Annotated in this window: 17 protein-coding genes; 2 read left to right on the top strand and 15 right to left on the bottom strand. The window is 60.1% G+C overall.

Features of this window, described 5'->3' with window-relative positions; translation table 11 throughout:
• Nucleotides 1-219: 219 nt before the first annotated feature.
• The gene (locus T3A99_RS22100; RefSeq protein ID WP_322834807.1) at nucleotides 220-963 is read right to left on the bottom strand and encodes a tRNA-uridine aminocarboxypropyltransferase; all 744 of its coding nucleotides are present in this window, start codon (nucleotides 961-963) and stop codon (nucleotides 220-222) included.
• A gap of 181 nt (nucleotides 964-1,144) precedes the next feature.
• On the opposite strand from T3A99_RS22100, the gene T3A99_RS22095 reads away from it, so the two are divergent.
• Nucleotides 1,145-1,567 carry a PA3611 family quorum-sensing-regulated virulence factor gene (locus tag T3A99_RS22095; protein ID WP_047230027.1) on the top strand — a complete coding sequence of 141 codons (423 nt, stop codon included), beginning with the start codon at nucleotides 1,145-1,147 and terminating at the stop codon, nucleotides 1,565-1,567.
• Here T3A99_RS22095 and T3A99_RS22090 read toward each other — a convergent pair whose 3' ends face one another.
• Complete coding sequence (locus T3A99_RS22090) at nucleotides 1,568-1,762, bottom strand: hypothetical protein (RefSeq protein WP_076386115.1); 195 nt, start codon at nucleotides 1,760-1,762, stop codon at nucleotides 1,568-1,570.
• 450 nt (nucleotides 1,763-2,212) lie between these two features.
• Here T3A99_RS22090 and T3A99_RS22085 point away from each other — a divergent pair, with 450 nt between their 5' ends.
• Entirely contained in the window at nucleotides 2,213-3,331 is a 1,119-nt protein-coding gene (locus T3A99_RS22085; RefSeq protein WP_274090923.1) for a TIGR00730 family Rossman fold protein, read from the top strand.
• 46 nt (nucleotides 3,332-3,377) lie between these two features.
• Here T3A99_RS22085 and recX read toward each other — a convergent pair whose 3' ends face one another.
• The 13 genes from recX to T3A99_RS22020 all read right to left on the bottom strand — a co-directional run bounded on the left by recX (nucleotide 3,378) and on the right by T3A99_RS22020 (nucleotide 14,937).
• Nucleotides 3,378-3,845, bottom strand: coding sequence for a recombination regulator RecX (recX, locus tag T3A99_RS22080; protein WP_047230024.1), 468 nt, complete (start codon nucleotides 3,843-3,845; stop codon nucleotides 3,378-3,380).
• Nucleotides 3,846-3,853: 8 nt separating this feature from the next.
• Entirely contained in the window at nucleotides 3,854-4,906 is a 1,053-nt protein-coding gene (gene recA / locus T3A99_RS22075; protein WP_047230023.1) for a recombinase RecA, read from the bottom strand.
• An 83-nt stretch (nucleotides 4,907-4,989) separates the two neighbouring features.
• Nucleotides 4,990-5,490: a CinA family protein gene (locus T3A99_RS22070; RefSeq protein ID WP_047230022.1), complete on the bottom strand. Its 501-nt coding sequence runs from the start codon at nucleotides 5,488-5,490 to the stop codon at nucleotides 4,990-4,992.
• A gap of 69 nt (nucleotides 5,491-5,559) precedes the next feature.
• A complete protein-coding gene (locus T3A99_RS22065) occupies nucleotides 5,560-6,075 on the bottom strand; it encodes a lysis system i-spanin subunit Rz (protein WP_322834806.1) in 516 nt (171 codons plus the stop codon).
• Nucleotides 6,072-6,617, bottom strand: coding sequence for a glycoside hydrolase family 19 protein (locus T3A99_RS22060; protein WP_322834805.1), 546 nt, complete (start codon nucleotides 6,615-6,617; stop codon nucleotides 6,072-6,074). The genes T3A99_RS22065 and T3A99_RS22060 overlap by 4 nt, the downstream gene beginning before the upstream one ends.
• 424 nt (nucleotides 6,618-7,041) lie before the next feature.
• Nucleotides 7,042-8,307 carry a phage tail protein gene (locus tag T3A99_RS22055; protein ID WP_322834804.1) on the bottom strand — a complete coding sequence of 422 codons (1,266 nt, stop codon included), beginning with the start codon at nucleotides 8,305-8,307 and terminating at the stop codon, nucleotides 7,042-7,044.
• A gap of 10 nt (nucleotides 8,308-8,317) precedes the next feature.
• Complete coding sequence (locus T3A99_RS22050) at nucleotides 8,318-8,917, bottom strand: YmfQ family protein (RefSeq protein ID WP_322834803.1); 600 nt, start codon at nucleotides 8,915-8,917, stop codon at nucleotides 8,318-8,320.
• A complete protein-coding gene (locus T3A99_RS22045) occupies nucleotides 8,905-9,945 on the bottom strand; it encodes a baseplate J/gp47 family protein (protein WP_047230012.1) in 1,041 nt (346 codons plus the stop codon). Before T3A99_RS22045 ends, T3A99_RS22050 begins: the two co-directional genes overlap by 13 nt.
• Nucleotides 9,935-10,333, bottom strand: a complete 399-nt coding sequence (locus tag T3A99_RS22040; RefSeq protein ID WP_047230011.1) for a phage GP46 family protein — start codon at nucleotides 10,331-10,333, stop codon at nucleotides 9,935-9,937. Before T3A99_RS22040 ends, T3A99_RS22045 begins: the two co-directional genes overlap by 11 nt.
• Entirely contained in the window at nucleotides 10,333-10,842 is a 510-nt protein-coding gene (locus T3A99_RS22035; protein WP_047230010.1) for a phage baseplate assembly protein V, read from the bottom strand. The genes T3A99_RS22040 and T3A99_RS22035 overlap by 1 nt, the downstream gene beginning before the upstream one ends.
• Nucleotides 10,843-11,093: 251 nt before the next feature.
• Nucleotides 11,094-12,134, bottom strand: coding sequence for a phage baseplate assembly protein (locus T3A99_RS22030; protein WP_322834802.1), 1,041 nt, complete (start codon nucleotides 12,132-12,134; stop codon nucleotides 11,094-11,096).
• A 3-nt stretch (nucleotides 12,135-12,137) separates the two neighbouring features.
• A complete protein-coding gene (locus tag T3A99_RS22025; protein ID WP_322834801.1) occupies nucleotides 12,138-13,376 on the bottom strand; it encodes a DNA circularization protein in 1,239 nt (412 codons plus the stop codon).
• Nucleotides 13,363-14,937 (bottom strand): phage tail protein, encoded by a 1,575-nt coding sequence (locus tag T3A99_RS22020; protein ID WP_322834800.1) that lies wholly within the window; start codon nucleotides 14,935-14,937, stop codon nucleotides 13,363-13,365. The genes T3A99_RS22025 and T3A99_RS22020 overlap by 14 nt, the downstream gene beginning before the upstream one ends.
• Nucleotides 14,938-14,947: the final 10 nt, after the last annotated feature.

Raw genomic sequence — 14,947 nt, 5'->3', positions numbered from 1 at the left:
AAATGATCCTGTTTTTAATGGCAGGCCTGATACACTCACGCCTTGCCCAAGCAACTCAAGATACCGACATGCCGCGGCATCAAAGGGGTACGTTCAACGCCAACACGTAAAAACACGGCGTTTCAAACCTTGGCCGTACCCTAATCGGCGCCAAGCATGCCCAGCGAAACCGGGGTGGTCAAGCAGCACGGCCGCTACCGTGTTCAGTATGGGCCACTATTAAGCCAACACTGGCTGCGCCTTACGAATAAAGGGCTGCAACTCAGCGTGGGCTGCAGTGGACACATCCATCTCCTGCTGTCGTTTGGCACCCAGGTAATGCTGGCTGAACACATCGAAATAGGCATCCAGGGCCGAGGCAGCGTCACTGTCCCCAGCCAGTTCCAGACATAACGCCGCCACTTCGGCGGTGCATAGATGCTCGCTGCGAGTCGAGCGGCGCAAGCGGTAGCGCGACAGCCTGTCGGGCAGCAGGCTCAGAATCGGCAAACGGTCGAAATACGGGCTTTTACGGAAAATCTTGCGCGCCTCGGTCCAGGTCGCATCCAGCAGAATGAACAACGGACGCTTGCCCTGATCGAGGGTGACGGTATGTGTGACCCGCGATGGTTCGACATACTCACCGGGAAACACCAGATATGGCTGCCATTGCGGGTCGTTGAGCAGCGCCAGCAGTTGTTCGTCGACGTCGGTGCGTGACCAGATGAACGCGTGATTGTCGCGCACTACGTCAGCAATCAGCCAACCCGTGTTGCTCGGCTTGAACACTTCCTTGTTGGTCATGATCAGGCAGACACCCGAACGAGCCTCGACGCTCGGACGCCAGGCGCACAGGCAATGGCTCTCGATCACCCGGCAGGCGCTGCAACGGGGCGCGCGCCAGCCACGGGCCTGAATCGGCTTGATACCTTCATCGATGCGCAGGTCGCGCAGACGGGCTACGGCGTTAGGGGCATGGTTCATCGCAGGCGACGCCGACAGGCAGGGAAAATCGACACGAACAAGACTCGGCAGGATAAAGGCCGGCAGTCTACCAGAGCGCGCAAACCTGTACCGTCCACCCGGCCTACCCTATAATTCGCCACCACTGAACGCACAGCCATGTGACCGGTCGAACCACCAGTCACTGAACCAGGAGAGTTTCATGCTGCGCCTTATCGTCCCCACCGTTGCCGTGCTACTGGCGACGTCCGTCACCGCACAGGCCGCTTCGCTGAAAGAACTCGAACTGAACAAGATGCTGCGCAATGTAGCCGCGCAAAGCAGCGCCGGCACGCCCCGGGCAATCAACGAGGACATTCTCGACCAGGGCTACACCGTAGAAGGCACTGAGCTGATCAATCATCTGAGCGTGCAAAGCAGCCATGCCCAGAAAATGCGGGCCGACCCCAAGGCCGTCTATTTCCAGCTGGGTGCCACCGTGTGTACCAACCCAGGCTTGCGCAAATTGATGGCCCAGGGCGCGACCATGCGCTACGAGTTCACCGAAGTTAAGACCAATCGCCCCATTGCGACTGAGCGCTTCCAGGAATCCGACTGCCCGAAACCGGCCAAGACCAAAAAATAATCAACCCGAACTGGCGCGCCGCTGCTCATCGTCGGCGCGCAGTTCCGCCACCAGCGCCTGCAGGTAGCGCGAGCGCCATGCTCGGCCTTCCAACCGGCGACAGCACTCCTCCTCGAGGCTTACCCGATTAGCATGAGCCGCTTCCAACAGCGTCAGGTACAACTGCTTGTCGAGCTCCAAAGTTACTCTGGTCATCAGTCCCGCCTCCATGCCCGATCCACTTCAATCCATCGCGCAGCGTCCAGTCCTGGACGCGCCATAGCATTGAATGCTTGCTAATCAGTTAATCAGAGCGGCACGCACCTAGTTGGCAATCTGACGAGCGGCATGACATTTGAGCGGTTGCCAACGATATTTTTTGAGCGCCATGATCAAGACAGCGAAGATCCGCGCGAGGGACTAGATTCAAAAGTATCTCTTTGCTTCAGGCAGAACGAGGCTGCCCTACCGACACCTTTGCGCGTGACAGTTCTTTCATACAAGGGAAACGCAGAACCCGCAGGATGGCTTGGTCGCCTGTCGCACGCCGCGTCGAACCAGGTCGAACGTCCAGGCACGGTCCTGGGCTGACAACGACACACGGAGTGTCGTGGCCCTGACGAATCTCTCGTTCGGGCTGGGGTTTTGCCAAGAAGGAGAAGCTGAATGCCTTACAAACCGAATGACTTGCTGAGTCGTCATTTTGAGAACCATGGACACGACCTCACCCGTAAGGTCGAAGAGCAACTCAACCTGGTCTCCCCCAACAGCCCGAACCTCCCCATCTACCGAGACATGATCCTGACCGTCCTGCGCATGGCCCAGGAAGATCACAACCGCTGGAATGCCAAGATCACGCTGCAGGCCTTGCGAGAACTGGAGCACGCTTTTCGCACGCTCGAACAATTCAAGGGCCGACGCAAGGTCACGGTCTTCGGTTCGGCCCGAACGCCCATCGAACATCCGCTGTACGGCCTGGCCCGGGAACTGGGAGCGGAGTTGGCACGCTCGGACATGATGGTCATCACTGGCGCCGGCGGTGGCATCATGGCGGCCGCCCATGAAGGCGCTGGCCGGGACCACAGCCTGGGTTTCAACATCACCTTGCCTTTCGAACAGCATGCGAATCCGACCGTTGACGGCACGCAGAATCTGCTGCCGTTCCACTTCTTCTTCACCCGTAAGCTGTTCTTCGTCAAAGAGGCCGACGCGCTGGTGCTCTGCCCGGGCGGTTTCGGCACCCTCGATGAAGCGTTGGAAGTCCTGACGTTGGTGCAAACCGGTAAAAGCCCGCTGGTGCCGGTGGTGCTGCTGGACGTGCCGGGGGGCAAGTTCTGGCAAGGCGCCCTGCACTTCATCCGTGAGCAACTGGAAGAAAACCGCTACATCCTGCCCACCGATATGAAGTTGATGCGCCTGGTATACAGCGCTCAAGAGGCAGTAGAGGAGATCAATCAGTTTTACAGCAACTTCCACTCCAGCCGCTGGCTCAAACATCAATTCGTGATCCGTATGAATCACAAGCTGAACGAGCAGGCCCTTGGGCATTTGCAGGCGGAGTTTGCCGACCTGTGCCTCAACGATTGTTTTCATCAACACGCCTACGCCGGCGAGGAACACGACGAGGCCCGTTTCAGCCATCTGACCCGACTGGCCTTTACCTTCAATGCCCGCGATCACGGTCGTTTGAGGGAACTGGTGGATTACATCAACCTGTCGGAAAACTGGGCCCAGCCCACCACCAAGGTCCAACCCCTCACCTGGGAGCCGATCAAGGTGACCTGAGTCCATAAAAAAACGGCCCGCTATCAAAATAGCGGGCCGTTGTTGTTTAGTCGTCCATGCCGCGACCGCTGAATAAACGGTTGATCATTTCCATGGAATATCCTCGATATGCCAGGAAACGTCCTTGCTTGGCTCGCTCCCTAGCATCGATGGGCAGATGCCCTGAGAACTTGCGGCGCCAGGTGTCCGTCAGTTGCGCCTGCCAATCGATACCGCTTTCGCGCAAGGCCAGTTCGATATCCGGGCGCTGCAAGCCACGCTGACCGAGTTCCTCACGAATTCGCAAGGGGCCGTATCCAGAGCGAGCGCGATAAGAGACAAAGCTCTCAAGGTAACGAGACTCCGACAACAAGCCCTCTTCCGTCAAACGGTCGAGGGCCGTGTCGATCAACTCATCTGGAGCGCCGCGCTGACGCAGCTTACGCGTCAGCTCGACTCGACCGTGCTCGCGCCTGGCGAGCAGGTCCATCGCGGTTCGCCGCACCGCGACGAGGTTATCGAGTACGACGGTCATCGAATCGATCAGATGTCAGCGTCAGCCAGGTCGTCTGCAGTCTCGCGGTTAGCCACCGACTTGACGTCCGCAACTGGGCTCAGAAGCTTGTCACGCAGTTGCTTCTCGAGGGTTGCTGCAATTTCCGGGTTATCCGCCAGGAACTTGGCCGAGTTGGCCTTGCCCTGACCGATCTTGGTGCCGTTGTAGGCATACCAGGCGCCGGATTTTTCGACGAAACCGTGCAACACACCCAGGTCGATCATCTCGCCATTAAGGTAGATACCCTTGCCGTAAAGAATCTGGAACTCCGCCTGACGGAACGGCGAAGCGACCTTGTTCTTCACAACCTTGACGCGGGTTTCGCTGCCGACAACCTCGTCGCCTTCTTTCACGGCGCCAGTGCGGCGGATATCCAGACGAACCGAAGCGTAGAACTTCAGCGCGTTACCACCGGTGGTGGTTTCCGGGCTACCGAACATCACGCCGATCTTCATGCGGATCTGGTTGATGAAGATCACCAGGCAGTTGGCGTTCTTGATGTTACCGGTGATCTTGCGCAGGGCCTGGGACATCAGACGAGCCTGGAGGCCCACATGCATGTCGCCCATTTCACCTTCGATTTCCGCTTTTGGTACCAGTGCAGCCACGGAGTCGACGATGATCACGTCAACGGCGTTGGAACGCACCAGCATGTCGGTGATTTCCAGGGCCTGTTCACCGGTGTCCGGCTGGGAAACCAGCAGGTCATCGACGTTGACGCCCAGCTTGCCGGCATATTCCGGGTCCAGGGCGTGTTCGGCATCGACGAAGGCGCAGGTCGCACCGGCTTTTTGAGCCTGGGCGATCACGGACAGGGTCAGCGTGGTTTTACCGGAAGATTCAGGACCATAGATTTCAACGATACGGCCTTTTGGCAGGCCGCCGATGCCAAGCGCAATGTCCAGGCCCAGGGAGCCGGTGGAGATGGAAGGAATAGCCTGACGGTCCTGATCGCCCATACGCATTACGGCACCCTTGCCGAATTGACGTTCGATCTGACCCAAGGCCGCAGCCAAGGCTTTCTTCTTGTTGTCGTCCATTAAAGTCCTCACGTAATCAATAAGGCCTGACGGCCAACACCTGTATAAGTAGCCAGTATTATTCCACAGCGATTACAGATCGCCTACCCCTGATTTGAGATTTCTACAGCGGCATGTTGCAACAGCCCCTCTAGCGCGGCCTTCACCGTTTGTCGGCGGACCTCGTCGCGGTTACCCGGGAAGAATCGCTGCTCACTGATGACCGTCTCGCCAACGCCCCAGGCCAGCCATACAGTGCCCACTGGTTTGTTCGGCGTACCACCATCGGGGCCGGCCACGCCGCTGACCGCCACGGCAAAACGCGCCAGGCTTTTTTGCTGCGCGCCCCGCACCATTGCCTCGACCACCTCGCGACTGACCGCCCCCACCGTTGCGAACAGCTCGGCCGGCACACCCAGCTGCTGAGTCTTCTGGCGGTTGGAATAGGTGACATAACCCGCCTCGAACCACGCCGAACTCCCGGGAATGCGGGTGATCGCCTCGGCAATCCCGCCTCCGGTACAGGATTCGGCCGTGCTCACATGGGCATTGACCCGCTGCAGGCGTCGGCCCAGTTCAGCGGCCAATTCGGTAATGTCGTCCATGATGCTCTCCTGATTCGATGCAAGGGCCCTACCGTACACGAGCATTCCAGGCTTGCAAGGCTCGCCGGATCAGCGCCCCAATGCCCTGACGTACGCCTGACAGGCCTGCAGAGCGATCAATCCGCGATCCCCTTCGTCGGTGATGGCGATAATTCGTTGAGCATGCGCCGGGTCAAGTCGGGCGCGTGGGGGGCCATGATCCACGCCGCCGGCGCTGGCGGTGGCAGGCACTGCACAACCGGCGGCAACATCGTCGGCGTCGAGGAGGACTGACAGCCGGACATCGGCAGTAGCAAGACGATCGCGCAAGCGATCCTGATCACGTTGGGCATCGCTCAAGGCTCGGTAATGGGATTGTTCGCTGGCGGAGAGTTGTTGTTCCAGGGCTAGGCGCTTGTCTCTTTCGTTCTGCTGCGCAGTAGCGGCCGACAAGGTCAACTGACGCAGCGTTTCGGCCTGGAGCTTGGCCTGCGCCGTCAAAGCCTTGCCATAACGCCAATCCTGAACTTTCCACGTCACACCGGCCGCCGACAGCAGAAACGCCAGCACAAGCACCGGGACGAACCTCATGACGACGGGGTTCATCCCAGCACCTTCAAAGCCTGTGCATAAAGAACCCGACGCTCCGTCGCGCCGTTCTGGCCGCCGTTGATCCTTTGCGTGATCTTGTCGAAAAGTCCTGCGTCAGCCAGGGCATTGAGCCCATGGACCGCCCAGAACCAAGCCGCCGAATGAGCGGCCCAATGTGGCTCCTCCAACAACTCTGGTGCACTGACCAGGTCCAGGCCCAGGGATTCGCCGCATGCTTGGTAGTTGGCCCGGCCGGTAATCTGAATCAAACCCCGGCCCCGGTACTTCTGGCCGTCACCATCGGCTTGCGGTGTGTTACCCAGGCGTAGGGCCAATGGGCCGGTGTCATATTTCGACAGATAGCCATCATTGCCCAACTCGCGCACGTAGCGCAGCTGACCGGATTCATGACCCACCTGGGCAATGAACGCGGCAACACGTTTCAATCCGATGACCTGATAACGCCCCATGGCTACGTTCAGCTCAGGTGCAAAAACGCTGGCATTGGCACCGGCGTTCGGGAGGATCTGCAGCAGTTGTGCTTGCGTGATTGGCATGGCGCTCTCCTTAAAGCGATTGATGGACATTCTTGGGATCCATTAAATGGGCTACGGACATTGGTGAAACATCGTAATTATCAGCCGCTCATAGCGTCCGGAACGATTAGATGAAACCCAGGGATATCAGCAAACTGTCGGTTGATGCAGTGTTCGGTATCAGCCTCAAAGATCGACAGGACCGTAGAGACCTGTTGATCAAGGTTGCTCGGTCAACAACCTGCTCACCTGGCATCTAGCGACATATAAAAATGCGGTTTTCCATGACGATGCACTCTGGAGAGGAAACTGGAACAGTCATATCAAGTCAGCTATTAAATTTTATACACGCCTCTTCCCCTAATAAACTTTTAGACTTTCCATCACTCACTCTTAAATGAATTTCCAGTTATGCGCCCCCCATCAGAGGGGCGAATTTCGTTTATTAGTATTTAATTACATACAACATCGCTACGTTCCTGGGACGCGCCTCATTACCACCAGAAGCGGCCACAGCGATAGTATGTGAGTGATCTCCGGCAGAGGCTGCTGTACCGGAAATGGTATGGGTGTGATCCCCCGCTGACACCGCCGCCCCCGACACAGTATGAGTATGGGCTCCAGCTGATGCTGCTGTACCGCTAATAGTATGGGTATGTGCTCCACCCGGGTTAGTTGGAGCGGTTACACCACTTTGCAAGTTGGCGGTTGTAAAATTGGGGCTGCCACCACCCACGTCGTTATTTTGGGCTCGCGGAGCGGTATGAGTATGTTCTCCCGCACTTGCTGCAGTACCACTGATTGTATGTGTGTGCGCTCCATTAGAAGCAGCCGAAGCGCTCAGCGTATGAGTATGTGCCCCAGTGGTCGCCGCAGTGGCACTTAATACATGAGTATGCGCCCCAGCGTCAGCAGCCGTTGCCGTATGGATATGTGACGCGTTCTGCCCGGTTTGGCCTGTACCCAGAACCCTTCCTGAATCAACCCCCCGCCCGTCATCCCAGCCTCGAATGAACTCGCCACGCAGATCCGGCAAGGCAAAGGTCGTGCTGCCATCACCCGCACCGAACCGCGTACTTATCGCCGCAAACAGCGCCGCATATTGTGCACGTGACACCAAAGCACCGTTGCATTTGAGCCAGCCTTGGGGCGGTTCCGCGGTCGCTACAACTTTGATGTCACCTACATCACTGCCCGTATCCTTGGTCATCCCAGTGCTGGCGATCATGACCCACGCGCCGCTTCCGATGGAGCTATTCCACTGCACCCAAACATCGCCACCGACAGTAATTTCCCCGCTTTGAATGGCGTTATGGTCAAGCCCCACAATTGACTTGGCCGGCAGCCCATTTGGGGCGAAAGTGCTGGCACCGGTATTGGCACGGGCTGCTTTGAAACGCAATATCAAACCATCAACCAGAACCGACGGCGCAGGTTTGTAAGTAGCACTGTAAGCATTGACGGTACCAGTATCCAATGCGTAATCGACCAATCCTGCCTGGTTGATTTTGCGTACCGCCAACAGCAATTGTCCAAGATCAGCTTCATCAGGAACCATCCCTGCCCCGGTAATTACCCCCAATAGTTCTTGAGTAACAGAGTTGCCCCAAGCCGCCGGAATCAATGAGCCTGGTACGCCAGTAACTGGATTTTCATCGACAAACTTGCCATTAACCAACCCAACACTGGGCACGCTCTTTGGATAATCCATTTTCTACTCCTTAGTCATAATTGATGTGCACCTGCGCATGAGCCGGTGCGCTACGATGGATCAGGCATTCCAAGGCAGAGCCTGGGTTCATGCCGAAGCGTTCACCCCAATAGCTGGCGCCAAAACGGCGGCCGAGCGAGAGGCGTCCGCCAGTGTTAAGCGTCCACATGAACTGCACTTGCCAGGTTCCGAAATGCGTTACGCCAAACCGCGAAAGTCCCATCCGGGGTGCCCGATGCTCAGTTACGGTCGCGTCGGGGTACCCTTGGCTGCGCGCGATATTGATGAAGTACGCCGCCGTCTGACTGCCCACCGCCAACAACCGCCGACGCACCGCCAACCGGCGATCGTCATACAGCGGTGTAGCGCCCAGACACGGATCAGGCAGGTTCATCACCCGCTCCCAATCCGGCACCAGCTCACTCACCCCCGCCGGGTCCATTTCGTGGAGCAGGTCGGCGGCGCGGGCGTCGAGACGCGCCAGTTCCTGGGCGATGCCTTCGAGCACCTCTTCCAGTTCCGGCACACGCTCCGGGTCCCATGCCGGACCGCTGGGCAGCAGGCTGCGCAGTTGGGCCTGGTACTGCTCGGCGGTTCTTATTCCAGCCATACGCAGCCTCCGAAGGTCAGCAACTGATTGCTGGCAGCGACCACGTCAGCGATGGGTGCGGTGAGTTTGTGGTCGGTTTCGCCGGTGGCGCTGCTGATGGCTTCGGCGATGTGGGTCAGCAACAGCGTTTCGCCGAGGCCAGCTTCGCGGTTATGCAGGTCGCGCAGTTGCGCTTCGATGGCGGCGCGCACGGCGCTGGTGTCCGGGGTAATGCGCAGCCGGTAGGTCACCGGCACCTGGGTTGGCGCCAGCACATGCACCTCGGCGGTGACCGGGCGCAGCGGCTCGATATAGGCCCGGACTTCTTCCAGTTGTTCGGCGTTGGGAATCGGCAGTGGATCGTCGTCACGCATGACGAACACGCCAACGGTGCCGGGCCCAAGGTAGCTGCCGCGACACCAGGCGCGGGTGATGCCAGGGCATTCCAGGGCCCAGGTTTCATAGTCCTGCGCGGAACCGCCGTGGGGAATGATGCGGTAGGAACGGATCACCCTGGCCCGCAGGGATTCGAGGCTTTCCCGGGCGAGACCGCCGGTCAGCCCGGGCGCGAGCACGGTGAAGCTGTTGCCGATGCCAAGGATCGGCTGCACCGGCGTCAACACCAGGCCGGCATCGGCATTCCCCAGGCTACCGGCGTCCAACGCGGCGACAGTGGTGCTGTTCAGGCCATTGCTGGTGGTGCGGGCGCTGGTCACTTTGTAGGTGCGCCCATCGCTGGATTGCAGCAGCGTGTCGACATCCAGCACCGCACCCGCGGTGGCGGTGAAACTGACACTGCCGCTGGCCACCTGGGCCGCTTTGCGCGCCTGGTTCAGGCGCAGGGCGGCGATGCGCTCCAGGGTGGATTCGTCGGCCTTGTCCGGGAGGATCTGCTCAGCGATCCAATCCAGGTAGCCATACAGGCCATAGGCGGCGCCACCCAGGGTGCGGGCCAACACTTGGGCATCGGACTGGCGCAGCGAATCGCTGGCCAGGTCGCTTTGGGCGCGCTTGATCAGCACCGGCAGCGAAGGGGTTTCAAACGGCATAGGTCACCTGCCAACTGTTATCGGGGTTGATGTCCAGGCGCTCGCCGTCGGCCAGGGTCAAAACCGTGCGCAGATTCAGGCGCTGGGCGTCGAGGCGTTCGCTGATGATGTCGATGGCGCTGCAATGGCCGTCGTCGATCAGCCATTGCAAGGCTTCGCGGGCATAGAATTCGGCGTCGAGCTGGGTCTGCCGGGTCAGCTTGACCCGGCGCAACAGCCACAGCCGCGAACCGATGCGGTCGTCGGCGACGGTGGGAAAAGTGTCGCCCCACCAGCCGAAACGTTGCTCGTCATCCACGGCATCGTCGTCAGCGGCGCGGCGCCAGGTGAACAGGCTGATCAGCACCGAGCGGGTCAGCGCGGCGTGCAGGTTCTGGCTGATGAACATCATTGGCCTCCCGCCGGCACGCCGGTCTGGCCGTTACCGGCCTGCACGCCGACGTGCACATGCTTGATCTGGCTGATGCCGCCGGCGATCTGGTCGCCCTGGGAAACGAACTTGCCGGTGTGGTTGATGACCGGGCTGTCGATATTCACCGCGCTGCTGGCGCGGATGTTCAAGGTCGCGGTGTCGATGTCGATGACCCGACCGCGCTTGAAGTGGATCTTGTCGCCTTCATCGGTGTAGATCGCCACTTCGCCAGGGGCCAGGGCCTTGAGGCGGAAACGACGGTCGGCGACCACCAGCACCACGGCATGGGAACGGTCACCGCCCAGGAACGTGGCGATGCCCTCGGCACCCGCCAACGGGTTGCTGGTGAAGCCGTAGGGTTCGAAGTGCTCCATGTCGTCGTTCACTTCACCGGCGGTGAGGCGCATTTGCAGCGATTGCAACTTGGTGGCCGAATTGGCGAGCACGACAGTGCCGCGCGCCAGGAGGCGGGTCAGTAGGCTCATTGAGGTTTCCTTCGGAATCGGAAGTTTGAAAGCGGTGTTTATTGGCCATAACTTCTGTTGGCTGTACCGACGCCATCGCGAGCAGGCTCGCTCCCACAAGAGATATCCAGTGGATCAAGTTTTGTATTCGGCAAAGATCCCCCTGTGGGAGCGAGCCTGCTCGCGATGGCCTGGGCTCATTCAACATTGAGGCAAGCTGACCCACCGCCTTCGCGAGCAAGCCCGCCCCCACAAGGAGTTTTGCGTTGGGCTCAGGTTTTGGGCGGCACCGGGTTCGCGTCGAACGTATGGGGCGGGGCGACTTGCAGGGTGGTGACGGAGCCTTGGGCGGACAGTGAATACGTCACTTTGGAGATCAGCATGTCGCCGTCAAACCCCAGCACCGGGTCGATCACTCGCACCAGAGTGTTATGTCGCCACAAATCACCATTGGCCTGACGCCAGCCCTGCACGCGGTAGGTCGTGGTCAGGGCCTTGCCAGTGCGGATGGCGCTTTCCCAATCGGCCCGTTGCTGGGCCAGCTCGAAGGTCAATTGCGCGCTTTCGCTGATCACCGTGACCCGCTTGCGCTTGAAGCCCAGGTCGGTCGCGGTGCCGCAGACTTCGCTCACCGCCGCCCCGCTCTGCTGGTCATTGCCTTTGTGCTGGCCGATGACCCGGTATTCGGAGAACACCTGGCTGTAGTCCATCGGTGCATTGCCCGAGAGAATGTTTTTCCCCAGTTCCAGCACATCACTGGCTCGCCCGCCACTCCCGGGTTTGGCCAGCAACACGCGGCCTTCGGCATCGTCAGTGGAAAACACCCGGAACAACGTCAGCAGACGGTCGATGGATTGAAAGACCGTTTCCCCCGGCACGATGCTGTGTTCGCTCAACCGAGCGGTTTCAGGGATCTCACTGATCACTCCCACGCCATATTGCGAGGCCAGGGCCTGGACGATGCTCAGCACCGTTTGCCCGCGCCATTGGCTCGGGCGATTGATCGCCGCGCAGTCCACCAAGTCCTGGGTCCTGGAACCACCCTCGATGCTCAGGCTGATCTGGCGCTCGTCATAACTGACCGGGGCTTTGAACACGTAGCCGCTGAGCACCAGGTCGGCACCGATGCGCACCTGACATTCATCCCCAGGTCGAATCGGCACCGACTGAGTCTGCCCCGGCCATTGCCAGGTGATGTCGAGTTTGAAGGTGCGGAACTGCCGCTCCAGGTCCGCACTGATTTCCACGCTTTTCCAGCCGCCGTAATCCAGCCCGCCGACGGTGAGCGAGACAGCGTTGTCGAGCTCGTTCATGGTTTATTCCCCCGAGACTTTCAGGTCGTTGGGCGGCAGGAAACCAGGGTGAGCCACGCCATTGCGCTGGGTCACTTCGGTGACCCGGGTAGCATCGGCAAATTGCTGATACGCCACCACCAACGCCGGCAGGCTTTGCTTGAACGACAGGTTGATCAGCCTTACGCCCGACGACGCTACCGCCGTCAGGTGCGCGGCCATCTGCTGACGCAAATTGTTCATTGCCTGGTAGTGATCCGGATCGGCCTTGAGCGAGGCTTGCCAGATGGCCTCGTTGAGGGCATCGCGCAGGGCCAGCACATCGTCGGCCACCGGCACGTCACGACGCTGGACCGGCTGCACCGCCTGCTGCGCCACCGATGGGGTGGCGCCCAACTTGACCGCCGGTGCGGCCACCGGCATCGCCGCAATCCATTGCGCGGCCTGCACCAGCAGCGTGTCCTGGACCAGATCGGCTACGGCCTGGGCCGCCGCCGTGGTGTCCTTGCCAGTGGTGAGTTTGGGGGCGTCCGCCTTGCGAATCGCCTCGACCTGTTGCGACACGCTGGCAATCACGCCGCGATAGCCGTCACGGGCAAAGTCCTTCAATTCCCGGATGTCCCCCAGCAACCCTTTGAACTCGGCCGCCACTTCCTTGGGCAGCTCCTTCACCGCCTTGACCAGATCGCTGAGTTGCCGATAAGTCTCGATCAACGGTTTGAGTTCCTGCTCGATGACGCCGTAGACATCCTTGAGGCTGTTGCGCAGGTCAGCGATGCCGATCCGCGCGGCTTTGATCAGCGTCATCGCGTCTTCGAAGCGCCGCACCGCCGCACCCAGGAAACTGTCAGCCGACACCAGCAACAGTTTCTGGCTGTTGATCGCGGCCGACGGGAATTGCAGCGGCTGGTCGGGATAGAACTTCAGGGCGAAGGTCACCAGGCCACCGTCCTGGCGGGTGTGGGTCATGTCGCATTCACCGACCTTGACCTGCAGGCGCCCCAACCACGGATGCACCAGTTCGCCGCTGCCCTGCTCCAGGGCCTTGAGCAACTTGTCGCGCTGCTCCAGGCAATCGGGGCCGACGATGAACGCGGTCAGCTCATGAATCTTCGCTTGCTGACCGAGACCTTCGAAGAACGGCTGGTCACGCTGGGGATATTCATGCAACTGGCCCTTGTGGCCGACCGGGTTTTTCGCCTGATCGACCCAGAACCCGACACCACGAAACGACGCCGGCAACAAACGATCACGCCAGCTCATTGGAACCTCCTGTGGAAAGTGAGCGATAGCCGATGCGCGAACTCACCGCCAGGGCCGGTTGATTGGTCTGTGGTGGATCGGCGCGCAAACCGGCCGGCGCATTTTCGAAGCGCACGGTCAGGCCGCCTTCGAGCTGCGTGCGATTGTTGGCGGCGCTTTGTTGCACCAGGGCGCTGGAGGTTTGCGGCAATGCGCCTGGCGTCAATGAGGTTTTCATCGGCAGGTTGCCGGACGCCGGCGCAAGGCTGGATGACAGGCCCGCAGGCGGCTCACTGGCCCCACCAAAAAACGCCGGCGCCAGCTCGCCCTTGCCTTCGGCATTGGTCTGGCGCTGCGCCTCGGTCAACCCTTCGACCTTGCCGGTGAACGAGGTGATGATTTCACCGAAGCCGCCGTTGAAGAACGCCTTGATCGGTGCAATCACGCCCTGCAGTTCGTCCCACCACTGGCTGAACCATTCACCCACCGGCCCCCACTGTCGGGTCAGGCCCTCAATGGGCGACCAGTCGAACAAACCGCTGAACACCGCCAGCATGATCGACACCTGATTGCGAATGCCTTCCCAGATACCGGCGAAGACTTCCCCGATCGTGCCCCAGTTGGCCATGATCAGCCCCAGTGGCGTCCAGTCGAACAGACCTTTCAGCGCGTCCATTACCGGCACAGTCAACGCCTTGAGCAGATCCCAGATCGCTGCGAACAACCCGGTCAGGGGCGCCCAGTTGCTGATGATCAAACCCAACGGTGACCAGGCGAACAGCGTCTGCATGAAACCGATGACCGGCGTTGCGGCCGCCACGATGACATTCCAGAGCGCGCCAAAGAAGCTGCTGATCGGGCCCCAGTTGCTGATCACCAGCCCCATCGGGGTGAAGGCGAACATCGTCTTGAAGAACTCGACCATCGGCATGACGATCGGCGCTAGCGTCTGCCAAAGCCCGGTGAAGAACGCCGAGATTGGTGTCCAATGGGCGATGATCATTCCGGCCGCCAAGGCGATGCCCATGGCAATCAAGCCGATGGGGTTCATCTTCAAGGCCAGGTTGACCACTTCCAGCGCCTGGCTCGCACCACTGACCGCCGTTTGAATCGCATTGAACGCGACGACGCCAGTCGCCAGGCCCTGCACAAATTGCGGGTTATCCTGCAGCACCTGGGCCACACCCGTGACCATCGGCTGCAAGCTGGCTGCCGCCGCGTTGACCGCCGGCCCCAGGGCCGAACCGAACTGCACCGACACATTGCTGATGGAAGTCTTCAATCCATCCAGGCTTTGTGCCGCCACACGCGGCGCTTCAGGTGCCTTCAAGCTGCTGGCCGCCGCGTTCGCCGCGCCCACTTCACCTTTGAAAGCCTCTGCTGACGTGAGCCCCTCCATGAACGGTTTGGCCAGGCCGCCCTCGGGGAGCAGGGCGGAAATATCCAGGCTGCCAAGGCCCGTGGCATCGAGGTTCTGCTTGAAGCTGGCGACCTTCGCTCGAAGACTGGCAAGCTTGGGCGACAGCTCATCGATGCCGGTCAGCAGCACTGCTTTTTTCTCTACCTTTTGTGTCTCTGCCATCACTGCACCT

The organism is Pseudomonas sp. N-137 (genome assembly GCF_034555295.1).
GTDB lineage: Bacteria > Pseudomonadota > Gammaproteobacteria > Pseudomonadales > Pseudomonadaceae > Aquipseudomonas > Aquipseudomonas rhizophila.
This window is presented reverse-complemented; position numbering and strand designations above follow the sequence as displayed.